Source organism: Leifsonia sp. Ger2509, from assembly GCF_055231915.1.
In genome coordinates this window covers 3,999,146-4,014,330 of record NZ_JBUYVB010000003.1, presented here as the reverse complement: position 1 = coordinate 4,014,330, position 15,185 = coordinate 3,999,146, and the positions used below count along the sequence as shown (strand labels likewise).

Below are 15,185 nucleotides of genomic sequence, written 5' to 3'. Positions count from 1 at the left end.
TAGAAGGCTCCTGCTCTATCCGCTGAGCTACGGGGGCGCTCAACCGCCTCAACGATACCGGATGGGTCAGAGCGCTTTTGCAGCCGCCACGAGGACCTGCTGCAGCGTCGGTACCCCTTCGGCGCGGAAGACCTCCACGCCGTCCGCGTTGTTGACGATCACCGTCGGCGTGAACCGGATGCCGTCCGCTTCGGCCGAGTCGTTGTCGCGTGCGACATCGAGTTCCGTCACCTTCGCCTCCGGCACCAGTCGCGCAGCCTCGGCCAGCACCGCCCTGGTCTGCATGCACGGCTCGCAGAAAGCCGACGTGTAGAGCCTGAGTTCCATCGAATCCTCCCCGGCAGGTGACACGCAGGCAAACCCGCGGTGTCGCGCTCTCCCCGTTCAGTGTACGGCCGGCGAACAGCCGGAGACGAGTCGACGGCGGACGCGCGGTGAGTCCCCGCGCGCGCCCGGACGCCGCGAGAATTCGTACTGTGACAGGCGCCGCGTGGACCCGGTATGTCGCCCTCGGTGATTCGATCACCGAAGGGTTCTGCGACCCGGCCCCGACGGCTACGGGGCCGGTCCCCGGCGCCGAGTGGCTCGGATGGGCGGACCGGCTCGCCGTCATCCTCGACGGTCACGCGCGGCTTGGTCACACATCCTTCGAGTTCGCGAACCTGGCCGTCCGGGGCCGGCGGATCGCGCACGTCGTCGACGACCAGATCCCCCGCGCGATCGCCCTGCATGCCGACCTCGTCTCCGTGATGATCGGCGGGAACGACCTGATGAGTCCGAACGCGGACCCGGATGCGCTGGCCACCCGGCTCGAGGACGGCATCCGTCACCTGCGCCAAGCGGGTTCGAACGTGCTGCTGGCGAACTGCTTCGACCCGCAGTTCGCGTTCTTCCTCAAACCGTTCCGGGGACGGGCAGCGGTGTTCAACGCGGACATCTGGAGCATCGCGCGGGCGAACGGCGCGAGTGTGCTCGATGTGTGGGGAATCCGCGAGTTCCAGCAGACCTCGATGTGGGCGGCGGACCGGGTGCACCTGAGCACCCGTGGTCATCGTCTGCTGGCGGCACGTGCTGCACACGTGCTCGGCGTTCCGTACGCCGAGATCGCGGCGCGATCCGTTCCCTTCCCGGATGCGCCGATCCCGCCACCCGACTCGCTCCCCTTCCGCACGTGGCTGCGTGTCTACGCCATCCCGTGGGCTGGGCGTCGGCTGAGGGGTGTCTCCGCCGGCGACGGGCTGAGTCCCAAACTGCCGGTCCCGTGCCGCGTCGGAGCCCCACAGTAGACTTTCCGCATGCCTACTTCCTCGGATCGACTGGTCTGGATCGACTGCGAAATGACCGGACTCGACCTCGAGATCGACGAGCTCGTCGAGATCGCCGTGGTGATCACCGACTTCGACCTGAACGTGCTCGACCCGGGCCTCAGCATCGTCATCAAGCCGGATGCGTCAGCGCTTGCGAACATGAGCGACTTCGTTCGCCAGATGCACACGACCTCGGGCCTGATCGAGGAGATCCCGAACGGTGTGAGCCTCGCTGAGGCCGAATACGAGGTGCTCGAATACGTGCTGAAGTTCGCCCCCGGCGCCCGCACGGCACCGCTCGCCGGCAACACGATCGGCACCGACCGGTCGTTCATCGCCAAGTTCATGCCGAGGCTCGACAACCACCTGCACTACCGCAACGTCGACGTGTCGTCCATCAAGGAGCTGGCACGACGCTGGTTCCCGCGCGTGTACTTCAACGCCCCCGCGAAGAACGGCGGCCACCGCGCGCTGGCCGACATTCTCGAGTCGATCCGCGAGCTCGACTACTACCGTTCCGCGGCCTTCGTCGGCGAACCGGGACCCACGTCGGAGCAGACCCAGGCGGTCGCCAGCTCCGTGGTGGAAAAATGGGCGGCGCGGATGTAATAGAATCTCCTAGTTGCCTCGCTCGGCGCAGCAGTGTCGGGCAGGTCGCATGGTGGGTATAGCTCAGCTGGTAGAGCGCCTGGTTGTGGTCCAGGAGGTCGCGGGTTCAAGCCCCGTTACTCACCCCAATTGCTCCACCCGGCCGTCACCAGCCCACGGTCGCCCGGATGGCTGCGGCCACCTCGGCAGGACTGGTGTTCGTCGTGTCGAAGTCTTCGTCGTCGCAGCCTGCGGCATCCAGGATGTGCGTCAGTTCGACGGCCCTGGCCGGATACCAGGCGAGGGCTTCGGAGTCTCCCGCGTGCCGCTTGCGCAGCCGCGCCTGCAGGACGACAGGATCGGTGACCAGGCGTGCCACGAACATCCCCGTGCTCTGCGCGGCCTCCCGGTACCGCGGTAGCTCCGAACGCTGCTCCACGACACCCGCAAGAATGATCCGCTCGGCGCCGACCGCGCGATAGTTGCCGACCAGGGCAGCGAGATTCCTGAGCTCCAGCTCGTGGTTGAAGGGATCACCGGCGGGCGCCGGCCACGATCGGCGTATGTCGTCGAGGTCGATCACGGCGTTCTGAATTCCGTTCAGGCTGACGATCTTGCTCAACTGGTCCGCCGCCGTGGTCTTGCCTGTTCCGACGGTTCCATTGATGAATACGCAGTCGACTTTCATTGCGCCACCACCGTATCGCGACGTGTGGTCGTCGCGGCATTTCCTCAAGCGCGCGCTACTCTCTAGCAGTGCCCAGCCACGTCGCCCGCTCGTCTCTCCTCACCGCTCTCGCTGTAGCGGGCGTTCTTGCCGGGCTCTTCGGCCTCGGGTCTCCCGCCATGGCGGCTCCGACTCCCGTCACCGAGCCCCATGCCGCAACGGTTCACAGCAGGTCCCAGCCCGCCCTCCGCACCGACACCAGCGACTTCACCTTCGACTCGTTCACCGCCGACTACACGCTCAGCCGTGACGCCGGCAAGGTCTCCACCCTGAAGACCGTCGAGACGCTGGTCGCCGAGTTTCCGCAGACCGACCAGAACCACGGTATCGTGCGGGCCATCCCGCTGACCGACCAGAACACGAACCTGGATGTCTCGGTCGTCTCGGTGACGGATGCGAACGGGGCGAGCATCCCGTTCCAGCGTGCGGACCAGGACGGCTTCGCGCAGTTGCGCATCGGCTCGCCGAACACCTTCGTGCATGGCCGGCAGACCTACGTGATCACGTACACGCAGCAGAATGTGGTCCGCTACTTCGCCGACACGGGTGACGACGAGTTCTACTGGGATGTCAACGGAACGGGATGGGACCAGCCGTTCGGCCGGGTGACGGCTCGGCTGCACCTCGACGGCGCGGTCTCGGCTGCCCTCACCGGCAGCAACGCATGCTATGTCGGCAATCTGGGCAGCACCGATCGCTGCACGATCACGTCCGCTCCCGAGGCAGGTGGAACGGTGATCACCGCCGGCCACGCGAACCTCGGCCCGCAACAGAACATCACGATGGCGGTCGGCTTCGCGGCCGGAACGTTCGCCGCCCCGCCCGACCCGCGTGCGGCGTTTCCGTTCGCCGTCCTCCCGTGGATCCTCCTGGGTCTGGCGATCGCGATCCTTGTCTCGGTCGTGATCGCCCGGCTGTACGTCTGGCGAACGCCGAAGGGCCGCGGCATCATCGTCGCGCAGTACGCTCCCCCGCCCGGCATGTTCCCGGCACTCGCGGCGCAGTTCCTGAACCGCGGGGATCGGGCGGTTCCTGCGCAGCTCATCGGGTTCGCCGTGAACAAGGTCGCGGCCCTCATCGACCACTCGAACGCATCCGTCGACACCATGTTCGGGCTGCGGCGACTGGTGCCGTCCGCCGCGGTGGCGGACCCCGATGAGCGCGCCATCCTGGACCGCATCTTCCCGACCGACGAACCCGGAGCCGAAGTGCTGCTCGATCCGCGCGACCACAAGCTCGGAGACCGGATGGCGGGCCTCGACACCGAACTCGCTCGCGTCGTCGACGCACGCGGCCTTCGCGGGAGGGCGAAGAGTCGCCTTCCGCGCATCCTCGGATCGGGGATCGTTCTGGTCCTCGCCGCGTGGCTGCTCCTGATCTGGTGGGCGACGACGCAGAACGGCACGACCGGCATCCTGTCGTGGGGGCTGTGGGCGGTCGTCATCATCGCTGTGCTGGTCTTCTGGCTGGCGCGGGTCCCGGACCTCATGACGGTCGAGGGCGTCGAGGTCCGCGATCAGCTCCTCGGCCTCCGCGAATACCTCACACTCGCCGAGGCGGACCGTTTCCGCGTGCTGCAGAGTCCCGGAGGCGCCGACCGGGTCGATGCGACCGACGGCTCTGCGGTCGTCGGGCTCAATGAGAAGCTCTTGCCCTACGCGATCGTCTGGGGTGTCGAGAAGGAGTGGATGCGCGAACTCGCCCACGCCTACGCCACGACGGGCACAGAACCCGAGTGGACCGCAGGGACCATGAACGCCTCCCTGCTCCCCCTGCAGATCGCCGCCTTCAGCTCGCTCTACGAGGGCGCACCGTTCGCGGTCACCCCGCCACCGTCGTCGGGCTCAGGGAGCTCGTTCGGCGGTTCGGGCGGCGGCGGCTTCTCCGGTGGCGGCGGCGGAGGCGGCGGTGGCGGCGGGTGGTGAACCCGGCATGCCGTTTCGACGTCGAGCGGAGTACCGTTCAGCTATGGATGTGACGATCGCGCAACTGGAAGGCGGACCGTTCGACGGCCGCACCTGGGATGTTACGGAGTACGCTCTGCAGGCCGAGATCACTGACGACGACGGGCGCACGGCCACCTATCTGGAGACAGCGAGGCGCACGGCGACCGGTCTGGTGATCTGGACCGTCGACATCGACTGAGCTGCGGAGTTGAGGCTGGGTCAGGGCGCCAGGTTGCGGAACTGGAACTGGAGCCGCGTCGAACCGTCGACCGGCAGAACCAGTGTGGTGTCGTGGGGGTTCCAGACGTTGGGCACCAGGAACATATGGTCACTGCCGACGATGAGCAGTCGGAGACCGGCGTAGCGGTAGCGGAACTTCTGGCTGTCCGTGGGCGGCAGTTCGATCTCCGTGACGTGCGATTCGGCAGGGAGATACAGCCGATCCTGCGTGTCGACGATCACGCTCGGCAGAGTGTCGAGGTGACGCGCCTGCTGCTGCGCGAGGCCGAGCCCTGACCATTGCGCGATCGTCGCCGTCGCCCAGAACACGCAGGCCGCGGTCGCCGCCCAGAGCAGCACGACGACGCCGAGTCTCGGAACCGTTCCTCTTCGATCCCGGCGCGCCACGAACCGGAGGGTCCCGAGGCCGTAGGCCGCTACGGCACCGCCGATGGCGAGGACGAGCGGCGTCACCAGCGGATAGTACGGCCAGCCGGACAGCAACGGGTAAGCGAAGAGCAGGATGAGCCCCGCACCCAGGATGATCAGGCCGACCAACACAGTGCGCCGCACGGCACCGGCGAACCCGGGCCTTCGTGAGCGGCGACGGATGATCGCATGCACCCCGACCAGGGCCGCGCCCAGGAGCGCGAGCACCAGCAGGGGCACGAGCAGCGGCTGCGGGCTGCGGGCGACGTAGTTCTGGGTGGTGAGGCCGATCACATCCACGTCGATCCCGAAATAGTCGTACTGTGCGCGCGACGAGACGTAGCCGAAATAGAACAGGAGCGCACCGAGCAGGGTCGCCGGCGCGATGACACTGCCGAGGACGTTCACCCAGCGTTCGACCTGGGGCGCGGCGGGCGTCTCGGCGCTCTCGGCCGCTTTCGGCGCGTCGTCCGTCACGCGACGGCCCCGCCGCGATCCGACTGCGCGGGCCCGATGCCCTGGCTGGGGGGCGGCGGATCGAGCGGAATGCTCACGCTCGGCTCATTCGCCACGGCCGAGAGGAAGTCCTCGCACTCGGAGGTCTGCCCGTTCACACAGGTGACATCTCCCGAGATGCTGACGGCGGGCTCCGTTCCCGTGGAGTCGGCAGATCCCGTGGGCGTGACCCCGAGGTCGCACACTTGGTGACCGACGTCGAAGACGAACCCGATGCACGCCGGATGGTCGGTCGGGCATCCCTGGTCGGCCAGCGTGTAGACATCGGTGCTGAACGCCGCACCCGTGATCGTGATCTGCACGTCTGCAGGGATCTTGGCCGCGTCCTGCTGCACGATCCAGTTGATCGTCACGCAGGTGTCGGCGCCGGTGGTCTGGTCCTGTGTGGTGTCCCCGCCGATGGGGAGCTGGGCGAGCTCGACGGAGACGGCCTGTGATGTGTTGTCGGGCTGCGGTGCGGTGGTGCCCGTTTTCGGTGACGCAGTATCGACCCCGCCCGGCGTGACTTCGGGCGCAGCTGTTCCGACGCATCCGGTGAGGCTCGCCAGACAGACGATCACCGTCACGAGGACCACGCTGAACGCGCTCCCCCGATATCCCCTTGCATCCATCTCAGCCTCCGCGTGGAGGGGTGACGAGGTCCGCGAGACGTCCGCCACCGATGACCTGAGTATCCCGCAACGCGCCGCCACCGGCAACCGTCCGCGACAGCGCGGCCGCTCAGGCAGGCTGGCCGGATGCGGCGAACGCGCGCCGATAGCGGGTCGGCGCGACCCCGACCTCCTGGTCGAAGTGGTGACGGAAGAGGGTCGGGCTGCTGAAACCGCACTGGGCGCTGATCTCGTCGATCGACATCGTCGTCGTCTCGAGCAGCAGGCGCGCGTGAAGGATGCGCTGGCGGTTGAGCCACTGCATCGGCGAGACGCCGGTCTCGGCCCGGAACCTCCGGGAGAAGCTTCGCGTCGACATCCGTGCATGCTGCGCCAGCGACGGGATGGTGTGCTGCTCGTCGAGTCGCGCGGCCAGGTACTCGAGGACGCCGGCCAGCGCATCCCCCTCGGCCTCGGGAACAGGGTGGTCGACGAACTGCCGCTGACCCCCGTCGCGCTGCGGGGGCACGACCATGTGGCGTGCGATGGTGTTCGCCACCGCGCTGCCGAGCTCACGGCGGACGAGGTGGAGGCAGGCGTCGACGCCCGCGGCGGTGCCTGCGCTCGTGATCAAGGCGCCATCGTCGACGAAGAGCACGTCGGGGTCGATCCGCGCGAGCGGGTAGCGCTTCGCGAGCTCGGCGGCGTAGCGCCAGTGCGTGGTGCAGGCGCGACCGTCGAGCAGCCCGGCAGCACCGAGCACGAACGCGCCGGAGCACACGCTCAGCAGGATGGCACCCCGGTCGGATGCGCGCCTCAGCGCTTCGAGGATTTCTTCGGGGTAGTCGTCACGGATGCGCGCAGCGGGAACGGCGATCAGATCGGCATCGTCCATCGCCTCGAGACCGAAGGGCGGGGTGATCGTCGCTCCGGTGGGATTGGTGAGGGGCACGCCGGGCTCGACACCGCACACGCGGAAGTCGAAGACCGGGAGACCGGCGTAGCTGCGGTCGAGTCCGAACACCTCGCAGACGACCCCGAATTCGAACATCGCGAAATCGTCGATCAGCGGTACAGCGACGGTGGTGATCATGCGCTCGAGTCTAATGGCCGAATGTTTGCGAAGATAGTCTCAAAGCCATCTGGTGGCCGAATATGTACTTCCGTATCGTTAACGCCATGACACAGGGAACGCTCACACTAGGACATGGCCACCGGATGGCGACGCGCGCGACCGCGCGTACGGCATCCCCCGAACGGCGCAGGCACCCGATCAGCGAGTTCCTCTCGTCGGCGATCAAGGCGCGCGGCGGCGAACCGAACCGGGACACGGAGCGGATGTTCCGCGACCTCCAGGCTGCGCAGAGCGCGCGCGAGAACTGAGGCACAGAGCGCAGCGCGAGCTGAGGCGCAGAGCGCACGCGCGAGCTGAGGCACAGAGCGCAGCGCGAGCTGAAGCACAGCCCGCCGAGACCGACGCCGCGGCGCCTCATCGACACGCGCATCGGCTCCCGCGGATGTCGGTGGCGGGCCTCATCATTGTGTTCATGAACCTCGAAATGTGCGAACGCTGCGACGGTACGGGTGCCGACCCCGTCCAGCCCTACCGGATCGACGAGGTCGCGCTCTGCGTCGAATGCCTGGGCGACGGCTGCCACCGTTTCCCCGAAGAGGAGCTGCAGCTGAGCGCGTGAGCCGCCCTTCTCGGCACGCGCTAGCCTGAGATCCGTGGATACGCCGGCTGCTGACATCGAGGTCGACGACGCACTGGTGCGGGCTCTTCTCGCGGACCAGCATCCCGATCTCGCCGACCTGCCGCTGCGCCTGGTCGCGAACGGCTGGGACAACGCCATCTACCGCCTCGGTGTCGACTACGCGGTGCGGGTTCCCCGGCGCACGATCGCGGCACAGCTCGTCGCCAACGAGAACAGCTGGCTGCCGCTGCTGTCCACCCTCGTGCACAGCACGATCCCCGTCCCGGTCCGCACCGGAAAGCCCAGCGCTCGATTCCCCTGGCAGTGGAGCGTCACCCGCTGGATCGACGGCGAACTCGCTGCGGACACCCCCTTCGACGAGCACGGCGCGCTCGCGCTCGAGCTCGGCCGGTTCGTGAGGGACCTCCACGTCCCCGCTCCCGCGGACGCCCCGGCCAACCCGGTACGCGGCGTGCCGCTCGAGACGCGGTCGGATGCGGTCGCCGCGCGCCTGGCAACCGGGCTGGTCCCGCATGCCGCCTCCGTCGCCACCCTCTGGCAGGATGCCCTCTCCGCTCCTGTCTGGGCGGGTCCGCCGCTCTGGCTTCACGGCGACCTGCATCCCGCGAACATCATCGTCCGTGACGGGCAGCTGGCGGCCGTGATCGACTTCGGTGACCTGACCGCCGGCGACCCGGCCACCGACCTCGCGACGGCCTGGCTGACATTCGACGCCGAGGGACGCCGCGCGTTCATCCGGGAACTGACCTACGACGACGCGACGTGGGCCCGCGCCCGCGGGTGGGCCCTCACCATGGCGAGCGCACTGCTCACGAACTCGGCCGACGCACCCACGATGCGCCGGATGGGCCTGCACGCCGTCGAGCAATTGCTCGAAGACGGACCCTGAGCCCTAGCCCGGCAGGGGCGCCGAGCGCGCCACCAGCCGCTGAACGGCGGCGAGCGGGATGCCCACCCACGTCGGCCTGCTCCGCGATTCGTACACGGCCTCGTACACCGCTTTGTCCAGCTCGAACGCGTCGAGCAGCAGCCGATGCGCCCGCACATCGAATCCGGAGGATGCCACGTAACCGTCCACGTAGGAGCGGCGCGCCTCCGACGCCCAGTCCCGCGCATCCGTACCGCCCGTATGCGCAAGAGAGCCCGCGACGTAGTCGAACGACCGCAGCATCCCGGCGATGTCGCGGAGCGTCGAATCGGGCCGTGACCGTTCATCCATCGGGCGCAGCGGCTCGCCTTCGAAGTCGATGAGCACCCAGCCGCGGCCCGGCGCGAGCAGCGCCTGGCCGAGGTGCAGGTCGCCGTGGATCCGCTGCAGCCGGGGCAGGTCACCCGACGCCGCGGCCGCGTAGACGGCAGTGATGCTGTCGGCGAACGGTGCGATCTCCGCCACTTCGCTGGTCGCGACGGCCAGACGCGCCCGCATGCTCACGAGGGCATCCTCGACATCGTCCGGACCCGGCTCGACCGTCGACAGCACTCGTGCCAGCGTCGCGTGGACCTCTGCGGTGGCGATGCCCAGGTCGTATGCGCGGTCGGCGAAGCTCTCGTCCGCCGCTGCCGCGCGAAGAGCCACCCTCCACGCGTCGTCGAGGCCCGGAAGGAACTCCTGCGCGAACGCGAGGTGACCGGTGGCCCTCCCACTGTCGCGTCCGGGGTCGGCCCAGGTCGCCGTGAGGTATCCCACCAGCGGGGGCGCGCGGTGCGAGCCGCCTTCGGTGAGGGCGGCCTGCGTCGTGACATCCGGATTCTCGCCGTGATGGAGCACCCGGAAGACCTTGGCGATCACGAACGGCAGCGAACCGTCTGCCATCTCGTAGATGATCGAGGTGTTGGACTGCTCGCCACCGAGCACGCGCGAGCGGGCGATCCCGCCCGAACCTCCCAGCGCCGTGCCGTGTGCGGCGGCACCGTCCCCCTCGAGTGTGCGCTCACTGCTGATCGCATCGAGCAAGGCCGCCGCGAACACAGGATCGTGCGGCCCGTCGTAGTAGAACCGGCCGCCGATGTCGCCGATCAGGGTCGCCGCCGATCCGCTCGCTGCAGCCGTCCTGACGACCACGGGCACCTGGTACAGCACCGGCACGTCGGGCGCATCGTCGATGACGAGGTGGATGAAAGAGCTGGCGTCGCCGCTCGTGGCCCCGAGGCGCACGGTGCCGATGATCCGGATGCGCGGAATCTGGCTCTTCGTCGCGTACCACCGCTGGCGCACCATCCAGGGTCCCAGGAGGGCGGCGACATCGTCCATGTCTGAACCATACGCCGTCCGGCCGAGCCCGTGCCATGCGCGCCGGGCGGGTCGGTCAAGGCTCGATCGCGCTCCGCTGCTCGAGGAGCGGGCACGCGAACGGGTCCTTCTCGCCGAGGCCGACGCGGTTGATGTAGCGGGTGACGATTCCGTAGGACTCGACGAGTCCGGTCTGCGTGTACGGGACGCCGTGCGCTTCGCAGTAGGCCTCGATCGCCGGCGCTGCACGTCGCAGGTGCGGCCGGGGCATCGACGGGAACAGGTGGTGCTCGATCTGGTAGTTCAGCCCGCCCATCAGGAAGTCGAGCAGCAGGTTTCCGCGGATGTTCCGGCTCATCAGAACCTGTCGGGTCAGGAAGTCGAGCTTGACATCCTTGCCCACGATCGGCATCCCTTTGTGGTTCGGTGCGAACGACAGGCCCATGTACATTCCGAACACACCGAGCTGGACGGCGAGGAACGCAGCGGCGACGCCCGGCGTCAGGACGAGGAACACGAGCGCGAGGTAGGCGATGACGCGTGTGGCCAGGAAGACGATCTCGATCGGCCTGCGCTTCAGCGGGTCTCTCGCGAAGACCCGTCGCACGCTGGAGGCGTGAAGGGAGAGCCCTTCGAGCAGGAGCACCGGAAAGAAGAACCAGCCCTGGTGGCCGATGAGCCAGCGGACCAGTGGATTGGTGTGTGCGGTGACCTGCGCTGTGGTGAACGAGACGACGGGCAGGTCGAGATCGGGGTCGACACCCTCCTTGTTCGGATTCGCGTGGTGGCGGGTGTGCTTGTGCTGCCACCAGCCGTAACTCATGCCGACGATCAGGTTGCCGATCACCAGGCTCGTCCAGTCGTTCCACGGGCCCGAGCGGAAGATCTGGCGATGGGCGGCATCGTGACCGAGGAAGGCGATCTGTGTGAAGACGAACCCGAACGCGACCGCCGTGAGCAACTGCCACCAGCTGTCCCCGACCGCCACGAACAGCACGATGCAGGCCGCGACGGCGACCGGCACAGCGACCAGCTTCGTCCAGTAGTACCCGTAGCGCCTGCGCAGGAGCCCGGATGCCCTGATCAGCGCGGCCAGTTCGACATACGAGTCTGCCGGGCGCCCCGCGCGCGCACCTGCCGGGTGGACGATCGTGCTCATGGGCGCTCCCGTGCGGTCGAAATGACGAACCACTGCCGGGGTCTCGAGCAACACCTCGATCATACCGAGGCAAGGCCTTCGACCCCCCGATTCACAGCGCGCTAACGGCGTCGGCGCAGATATCGCACGAGCGGATGCCGGCTACACCGTCAGGCGGCGGTCCACCACGCGCTCGGCCACGTCCCGAAGGTGTTCGTTGTTGCGCCTGGCGTAGTTTCGCAGCACCGCGAACGCTTCATCGATCGGAACGTGCCTGGTCTGCGCGACGATGCCTTTCGCCTGTTCGATGAGGACCCTGCTGCCGAGTGCATGCTCGAGCTGGTCGGCCAGGATCCGGCCATCCCGGATCGCGCGCTCCTGGAGGATGCCGATGGTCGCCACATCGGCGAGCGCCCTCGCGACCGCCGCATCCTCGCCGCGCAACGCACCGACATCGCGGCCGAAGAGATTGAGCGCGCCGATCGTGGAGTCGCGCAGCCGGAGCGGGACCGCCAGAACGGATCGGAAACCCGCCGCAGCCGCAGTGTCCCGGAAGCGCGAGGGCGCGGAATCGAGGATGTCGTCGACCGCGACGAGCGCTCCGGTGCGAAAGCTCTGGATGCAGGGGCCGATCCCGGTCTCCACCTGTGCCGCCTCGACCCGTTCGCTTGTGCCGTTCGACGAAGCGATCGGATGCAGCGCACCCGCAGGGTCCGCGAGCACGATCCCAGCGGCATCCACTCCGAGGATCGCCACGCACTCCTCTGTCAATGTGTGCAGGAGGTCGATGACGTCGTATCCCGCGACCAGCGTGTCGGCAAGGGTGACGAAGGTCGTGATGAGCTGCGCCTCACGATCGTCCCTCTGCTGCCGCGACTGGGTCGACATGAGGCAAGTCTAGGAACTCGGAGGTGGATAAGAGCGCTTCCCGCGCATCGCCGTGCATGAGACTCCCAGCCAACGTGCACGTCTTTGCCATGGGTTGTGCCCCGATCGCCCAGATCGGCCTCGTACGGTATCAGGGTTGGTGGCACAGTACGCCGCCTCGTCGCGTATGCACAATCGCGCCGGCCTCCCAACGAACCCGACCCTGGCCGACTGACGATCTTCCGCGGCGTCCAGCCCGCTCCGGTCCGCGCCCTCCCCAGGGCCTCAGACGACCATGCCCGCAATCGGCCTCGGCCTTTTCAGCGCGGCGGGGAAGTTCCCAGCTCAGGAAGTACATGCCCAGCCTCACCTCATTTCTGTCCGTGAAGTACCTCGTCGGCGGCATCGCCGCAGCAGCGCTCACTGCAGCGCTCGTCGTCCCGGCGGCCGTCACCCACAATGCCCAGGCGGCCGAACGGATCGCAGCAACGCGCCAGCTGTCCGAATCGACCGGAATGCACCACGAACAGCTCGCCGTCTACAAGGGCATCGTGCGCGACCGCCTCGAGGCGGAAGCGGCGAAGACGCTCGCGACCGGCACCCAGACCGTGAAGACCAACAGCTCGACGGTCAGCACCGCAGCCGCGAGCCAGGCGCTCACACAGCTCGCGAGCTACCAGAAACTCCCCGACGACACGGTGCGAGCCCGCATCGACCTCGCGTCCGTCGCCGTGCACAGTGTCGCCGTCAAGGGCTCACAGGTGCGGCAGGCGGCAGCAGCCGCGGAGGCCAAGCGCCTCGCTAACACCCCGGACGGCGCCCGCGCCACCGCGCGCACGATGATGGCGCAGAAGTACGGCTGGGGCGACGGCGAATTCCAGTGCCTCAGCAGCCTGTGGCAGAAGGAGTCCGGCTGGTCGTACACCGCGTACAACCCGGGCGGCGGCGCGACCGGCATCCCGCAGGCCCTCCCCGGAAGCAAGATGGCGAGCGCCGGTTCCGACTGGCAGACGAACGCAGCCACGCAGATCCGCTGGGGCCTCGACTACATCGCCCGCTCCTACGGTTCGCCGTGCAGCGCATGGTCCCACTCGCAGTCGATGAACTGGTACTGATCAGCACCTGAAGCTTTCCACGGGGAGCCCCGGATCCGTCCGGGGCTCCCCGTGTGCGCCGATTAGACTCGTCACGGCCGCAGAGGAGAGCAATGAGCGAGACAGTCATCCAGGGCGCCCACCTCGTGGGCAGCATCAACCTCCCGGATGCGGGCACGACGTTCCGCACCGTCAGCGAGCACCTCGGCGACCGGCTGAAGCGCATCCCCGACGGGGAGGTCGGCGAACGTTTCTACTGGATCCAGTTCCAGACCAAGCGCTTCGACACGATGGCGGGCATCTCGCGCATCCCGGTCGAGCCGTTCTACATCCGCGAGATCTTCGATGGGCGGCCCTTCACGATCGACCCGGGTGTCGACGCCGGCGACCTCGTCTTCCCCGACCTCGGCTATGCGGATGCGGCGATCGAGTCGTACCGCACCTTCGCCGAACTGCGCGCCCAGGGTGTCATCGCTCCAGGCACCCGCTTCCAGGTCTCTCTTCCGACGCCGGCCGCCATCGTCGGTGCATTCGTGGTCGCAGACGATCGAGCGGCATTCGAACCGGCGTACGAGCGAGCGCTGTTCGCCGAGCTCGACCGCATCCTCGACGTAATCCCGCACGCCGAGCTCGCAGTCCAGTGGGACACGGCCGTCGAGTTCGCATTGCTCGAATCGGCGAACATCCGATCGCACCACGCGATCACGCCCTGGTTCGACGATGTGATGGGCGGAGTCGTCGAGCGCGCTGCCCGGCAGGCCTCGCACGTTCCCGCCGCGGTCGACCTCGGCTATCACCTCTGCTACGGCGATGTCGAGGAGGCGCATTTCGTGCAGCCGACGGACGCCGGCTACCTGGCGACCTTCACTTCGCGCCTCCTCGAGCAGAGCCCGCGCACGGTGAATTGGGTGCACCTTCCGGTGCCCATCGAGCGCGACGACGAGGCGTTCTTCGCACCCCTGGCAGACGTCGAACTGCCGGAAGGCACGGAGCTCTACCTCGGGCTCATCCACCACGAGGACGGCGTCGAGGGCGCCCTCCGTCGCGCTCGTGCCGCCGCGACGGCGCAGTCGCGCTTCGGCGTCGCCACCGAGTGCGGCTTCGGTCGCGGACCGAGCGAGCGAACGGCGCCCCTGCTCGACCTGCACGCCGCGGTCGCCGACCCCTGGGGCTAGCTGATGCTCGACCTGGATGCGGACGCCTTCGAAGCGCTCGTCACGGACGAACTCGACGCGCTCCCCGACGACATGATCGACGGGCTCGACAACATCGTCTTCGTCGTCGAGGACCGTCCGGAAGACGGATCGCTCGACCTGCTCGGGCTGTACGACGGCATCGCACTGACCGAACGCGGGCAGTACGGGTTCGGCGAGATGCCGGACCGCATCATCCTGTACCGCGAGCCGCTCCTGTCGATCTGCGAGACGGAGGACGAACTGCGCGACGAGATCCATGTGACGCTCGTGCACGAGATCGCGCACTTCTACGGTATCGACGACGACAAGCTCCACGAACTCGGCTGGGGCTGAATCGCCCCGCCGATCGCGGCGCGCGCGCTACTCGTCGTCGCGGATGGCCTCCACGGGGTCGCTGTCCGGAGCGTCGAACGTGTACCTGACGTGAAGCTCCCCCTGGATCTCGCGTGTGTCGCCTGCGTTGTACCAGAACAGCGATTCGAGCCCCTCCACCGCGGCGACCGCGCCGATGCGGTCGTCGTAGCGGCCGGCGATGAGAACACGCCGGTCGGTCTCTCCGGCCAGCGGGCCGTCGGCATATTCGACGACGTACTCTTCGCTGGCCCGCTCTGCATCACTCATGC

General features: G+C 68.0%; 19 protein-coding genes and 1 tRNA gene. 11 read left to right on the top strand and 9 right to left on the bottom strand.

Going from position 1 to position 15,185, the window contains the following annotated elements:
* Positions 1-66 precede the first annotated feature (66 nt).
* Positions 67-327: a thioredoxin domain-containing protein gene (locus ACV7NN_RS19490; protein WP_463351199.1), complete on the bottom strand. Its 261-nt coding sequence runs from the start codon at positions 325-327 to the stop codon at positions 67-69.
* A 149-nt stretch (positions 328-476) separates the two neighbouring features.
* Between ACV7NN_RS19490 and ACV7NN_RS19485 the strand changes: the two genes are divergently transcribed.
* The 3 genes from ACV7NN_RS19485 to ACV7NN_RS19475 all read left to right on the top strand — a co-directional run bounded on the left by ACV7NN_RS19485 (position 477) and on the right by ACV7NN_RS19475 (position 2,044).
* Positions 477-1,286 carry an SGNH/GDSL hydrolase family protein gene (locus tag ACV7NN_RS19485; RefSeq protein WP_463351198.1) on the top strand — a complete coding sequence of 270 codons (810 nt, stop codon included), beginning with the start codon at positions 477-479 and terminating at the stop codon, positions 1,284-1,286.
* 9 nt (positions 1,287-1,295) lie between these two features.
* Entirely contained in the window at positions 1,296-1,916 is a 621-nt protein-coding gene (gene orn / locus ACV7NN_RS19480; RefSeq protein ID WP_463351197.1) for an oligoribonuclease, read from the top strand.
* A gap of 52 nt (positions 1,917-1,968) precedes the next feature.
* Positions 1,969-2,044: transfer RNA gene (locus ACV7NN_RS19475), tRNA-His, on the top strand.
* 17 nt (positions 2,045-2,061) lie between these two features.
* Here ACV7NN_RS19475 and ACV7NN_RS19470 read toward each other — a convergent pair.
* Positions 2,062-2,583, bottom strand: a complete 522-nt coding sequence (locus ACV7NN_RS19470; protein ID WP_463351196.1) for an AAA family ATPase — start codon at positions 2,581-2,583, stop codon at positions 2,062-2,064.
* A gap of 68 nt (positions 2,584-2,651) precedes the next feature.
* Here ACV7NN_RS19470 and ACV7NN_RS19465 point away from each other — a divergent pair, with 68 nt between their 5' ends.
* Both ACV7NN_RS19465 and ACV7NN_RS19460 read left to right on the top strand, forming a co-directional pair.
* A complete protein-coding gene (locus ACV7NN_RS19465; RefSeq protein ID WP_463351195.1) occupies positions 2,652-4,547 on the top strand; it encodes a DUF2207 domain-containing protein in 1,896 nt (631 codons plus the stop codon).
* A gap of 43 nt (positions 4,548-4,590) precedes the next feature.
* A complete protein-coding gene (locus ACV7NN_RS19460; protein WP_463351194.1) occupies positions 4,591-4,767 on the top strand; it encodes a hypothetical protein in 177 nt (58 codons plus the stop codon).
* Positions 4,768-4,787: 20 nt separating this feature from the next.
* Here ACV7NN_RS19460 and ACV7NN_RS19455 read toward each other — a convergent pair whose 3' ends face one another.
* From ACV7NN_RS19455 to ACV7NN_RS19445, 3 genes are all read right to left on the bottom strand, one after another.
* Positions 4,788-5,693 carry a hypothetical protein gene (locus ACV7NN_RS19455; RefSeq protein WP_463351193.1) on the bottom strand — a complete coding sequence of 302 codons (906 nt, stop codon included), beginning with the start codon at positions 5,691-5,693 and terminating at the stop codon, positions 4,788-4,790.
* Positions 5,690-6,343, bottom strand: a complete 654-nt coding sequence (locus tag ACV7NN_RS19450) for a hypothetical protein (protein ID WP_463351192.1) — start codon at positions 6,341-6,343, stop codon at positions 5,690-5,692. The genes ACV7NN_RS19455 and ACV7NN_RS19450 overlap by 4 nt, the downstream gene beginning before the upstream one ends.
* 109 nt (positions 6,344-6,452) lie before the next feature.
* Positions 6,453-7,415 carry a helix-turn-helix domain-containing protein gene (locus ACV7NN_RS19445; protein WP_463351191.1) on the bottom strand — a complete coding sequence of 321 codons (963 nt, stop codon included), beginning with the start codon at positions 7,413-7,415 and terminating at the stop codon, positions 6,453-6,455.
* Positions 7,416-7,501: 86 nt separating this feature from the next.
* Here ACV7NN_RS19445 and ACV7NN_RS19440 point away from each other — a divergent pair, with 86 nt between their 5' ends.
* The 3 genes from ACV7NN_RS19440 (at position 7,502) to ACV7NN_RS19430 (ending at position 8,926) form a co-directional block, all read left to right on the top strand.
* Complete coding sequence (locus ACV7NN_RS19440; RefSeq protein ID WP_463351190.1) at positions 7,502-7,705, top strand: hypothetical protein; 204 nt, start codon at positions 7,502-7,504, stop codon at positions 7,703-7,705.
* A 164-nt stretch (positions 7,706-7,869) separates the two neighbouring features.
* Positions 7,870-8,016 (top strand): hypothetical protein, encoded by a 147-nt coding sequence (locus ACV7NN_RS19435; protein ID WP_463351189.1) that lies wholly within the window; start codon positions 7,870-7,872, stop codon positions 8,014-8,016.
* Positions 8,017-8,050: 34 nt separating this feature from the next.
* Entirely contained in the window at positions 8,051-8,926 is an 876-nt protein-coding gene (locus ACV7NN_RS19430) for an aminoglycoside phosphotransferase family protein (protein WP_463351188.1), read from the top strand.
* A gap of 3 nt (positions 8,927-8,929) precedes the next feature.
* Here ACV7NN_RS19430 and ACV7NN_RS19425 read toward each other — a convergent pair whose 3' ends face one another.
* The 3 genes from ACV7NN_RS19425 to ACV7NN_RS19415 all read right to left on the bottom strand — a co-directional run bounded on the left by ACV7NN_RS19425 (position 8,930) and on the right by ACV7NN_RS19415 (position 12,293).
* Positions 8,930-10,288 (bottom strand): maltokinase N-terminal cap-like domain-containing protein, encoded by a 1,359-nt coding sequence (locus ACV7NN_RS19425; protein ID WP_463351187.1) that lies wholly within the window; start codon positions 10,286-10,288, stop codon positions 8,930-8,932.
* Positions 10,289-10,343: 55 nt separating this feature from the next.
* Positions 10,344-11,426: a fatty acid desaturase family protein gene (locus ACV7NN_RS19420; protein WP_463351186.1), complete on the bottom strand. Its 1,083-nt coding sequence runs from the start codon at positions 11,424-11,426 to the stop codon at positions 10,344-10,346.
* Positions 11,427-11,567: 141 nt separating this feature from the next.
* Entirely contained in the window at positions 11,568-12,293 is a 726-nt protein-coding gene (locus ACV7NN_RS19415) for a GAF and ANTAR domain-containing protein (protein ID WP_463351185.1), read from the bottom strand.
* A gap of 335 nt (positions 12,294-12,628) precedes the next feature.
* Between ACV7NN_RS19415 and ACV7NN_RS19410 the strand changes: the two genes are divergently transcribed.
* The 3 genes from ACV7NN_RS19410 to ACV7NN_RS19400 all read left to right on the top strand — a co-directional run bounded on the left by ACV7NN_RS19410 (position 12,629) and on the right by ACV7NN_RS19400 (position 14,895).
* Positions 12,629-13,387, top strand: a complete 759-nt coding sequence (locus ACV7NN_RS19410; RefSeq protein WP_463351184.1) for an aggregation-promoting factor C-terminal-like domain-containing protein — start codon at positions 12,629-12,631, stop codon at positions 13,385-13,387.
* A gap of 92 nt (positions 13,388-13,479) precedes the next feature.
* The gene (locus ACV7NN_RS19405; protein ID WP_463351183.1) at positions 13,480-14,541 is read left to right on the top strand and encodes a hypothetical protein; all 1,062 of its coding nucleotides are present in this window, start codon (positions 13,480-13,482) and stop codon (positions 14,539-14,541) included.
* 3 nt (positions 14,542-14,544) lie between these two features.
* A complete protein-coding gene (locus ACV7NN_RS19400; RefSeq protein WP_463351182.1) occupies positions 14,545-14,895 on the top strand; it encodes a metallopeptidase family protein in 351 nt (116 codons plus the stop codon).
* A 27-nt stretch (positions 14,896-14,922) separates the two neighbouring features.
* Here the strand turns inward: ACV7NN_RS19400 and ACV7NN_RS19395 are convergent, their stop codons facing one another.
* Positions 14,923-15,183, bottom strand: coding sequence for a hypothetical protein (locus ACV7NN_RS19395; RefSeq protein WP_463351181.1), 261 nt, complete (start codon positions 15,181-15,183; stop codon positions 14,923-14,925).
* Between the last annotated feature and the right edge of the window lie 2 nt (positions 15,184-15,185).

Coding starts and splice junctions, on each gene's coding strand:
- ACV7NN_RS19490 (WP_463351199.1), bottom strand. CDS start 327: ATGGAACTCAGGCTCTACACGTCGGCTTTCTGCGAGCCGTGCATGCAG.
- orn (WP_463351197.1), top strand. CDS start 1,296: ATGCCTACTTCCTCGGATCGACTGGTCTGGATCGACTGCGAAATGACC.
- ACV7NN_RS19470 (WP_463351196.1), bottom strand. CDS start 2,583: ATGAAAGTCGACTGCGTATTCATCAATGGAACCGTCGGAACAGGCAAG.
- ACV7NN_RS19460 (WP_463351194.1), top strand. CDS start 4,591: ATGGATGTGACGATCGCGCAACTGGAAGGCGGACCGTTCGACGGCCGC.
- ACV7NN_RS19450 (WP_463351192.1), bottom strand. CDS start 6,343: ATGGATGCAAGGGGATATCGGGGGAGCGCGTTCAGCGTGGTCCTCGTG.
- ACV7NN_RS19445 (WP_463351191.1), bottom strand. CDS start 7,415: ATGATCACCACCGTCGCTGTACCGCTGATCGACGATTTCGCGATGTTC.
- ACV7NN_RS19440 (WP_463351190.1), top strand. CDS start 7,502: ATGACACAGGGAACGCTCACACTAGGACATGGCCACCGGATGGCGACG.
- ACV7NN_RS19435 (WP_463351189.1), top strand. CDS start 7,870: ATGAACCTCGAAATGTGCGAACGCTGCGACGGTACGGGTGCCGACCCC.
- ACV7NN_RS19425 (WP_463351187.1), bottom strand. CDS start 10,288: ATGGACGATGTCGCCGCCCTCCTGGGACCCTGGATGGTGCGCCAGCGG.
- ACV7NN_RS19420 (WP_463351186.1), bottom strand. CDS start 11,426: ATGAGCACGATCGTCCACCCGGCAGGTGCGCGCGCGGGGCGCCCGGCA.
- ACV7NN_RS19415 (WP_463351185.1), bottom strand. CDS start 12,293: ATGTCGACCCAGTCGCGGCAGCAGAGGGACGATCGTGAGGCGCAGCTC.
- ACV7NN_RS19410 (WP_463351184.1), top strand. CDS start 12,629: ATGCCCAGCCTCACCTCATTTCTGTCCGTGAAGTACCTCGTCGGCGGC.
- ACV7NN_RS19405 (WP_463351183.1), top strand. CDS start 13,480: ATGAGCGAGACAGTCATCCAGGGCGCCCACCTCGTGGGCAGCATCAAC.
- ACV7NN_RS19400 (WP_463351182.1), top strand. CDS start 14,545: ATGCTCGACCTGGATGCGGACGCCTTCGAAGCGCTCGTCACGGACGAA.
- ACV7NN_RS19395 (WP_463351181.1), bottom strand. CDS start 15,183: ATGAGTGATGCAGAGCGGGCCAGCGAAGAGTACGTCGTCGAATATGCC.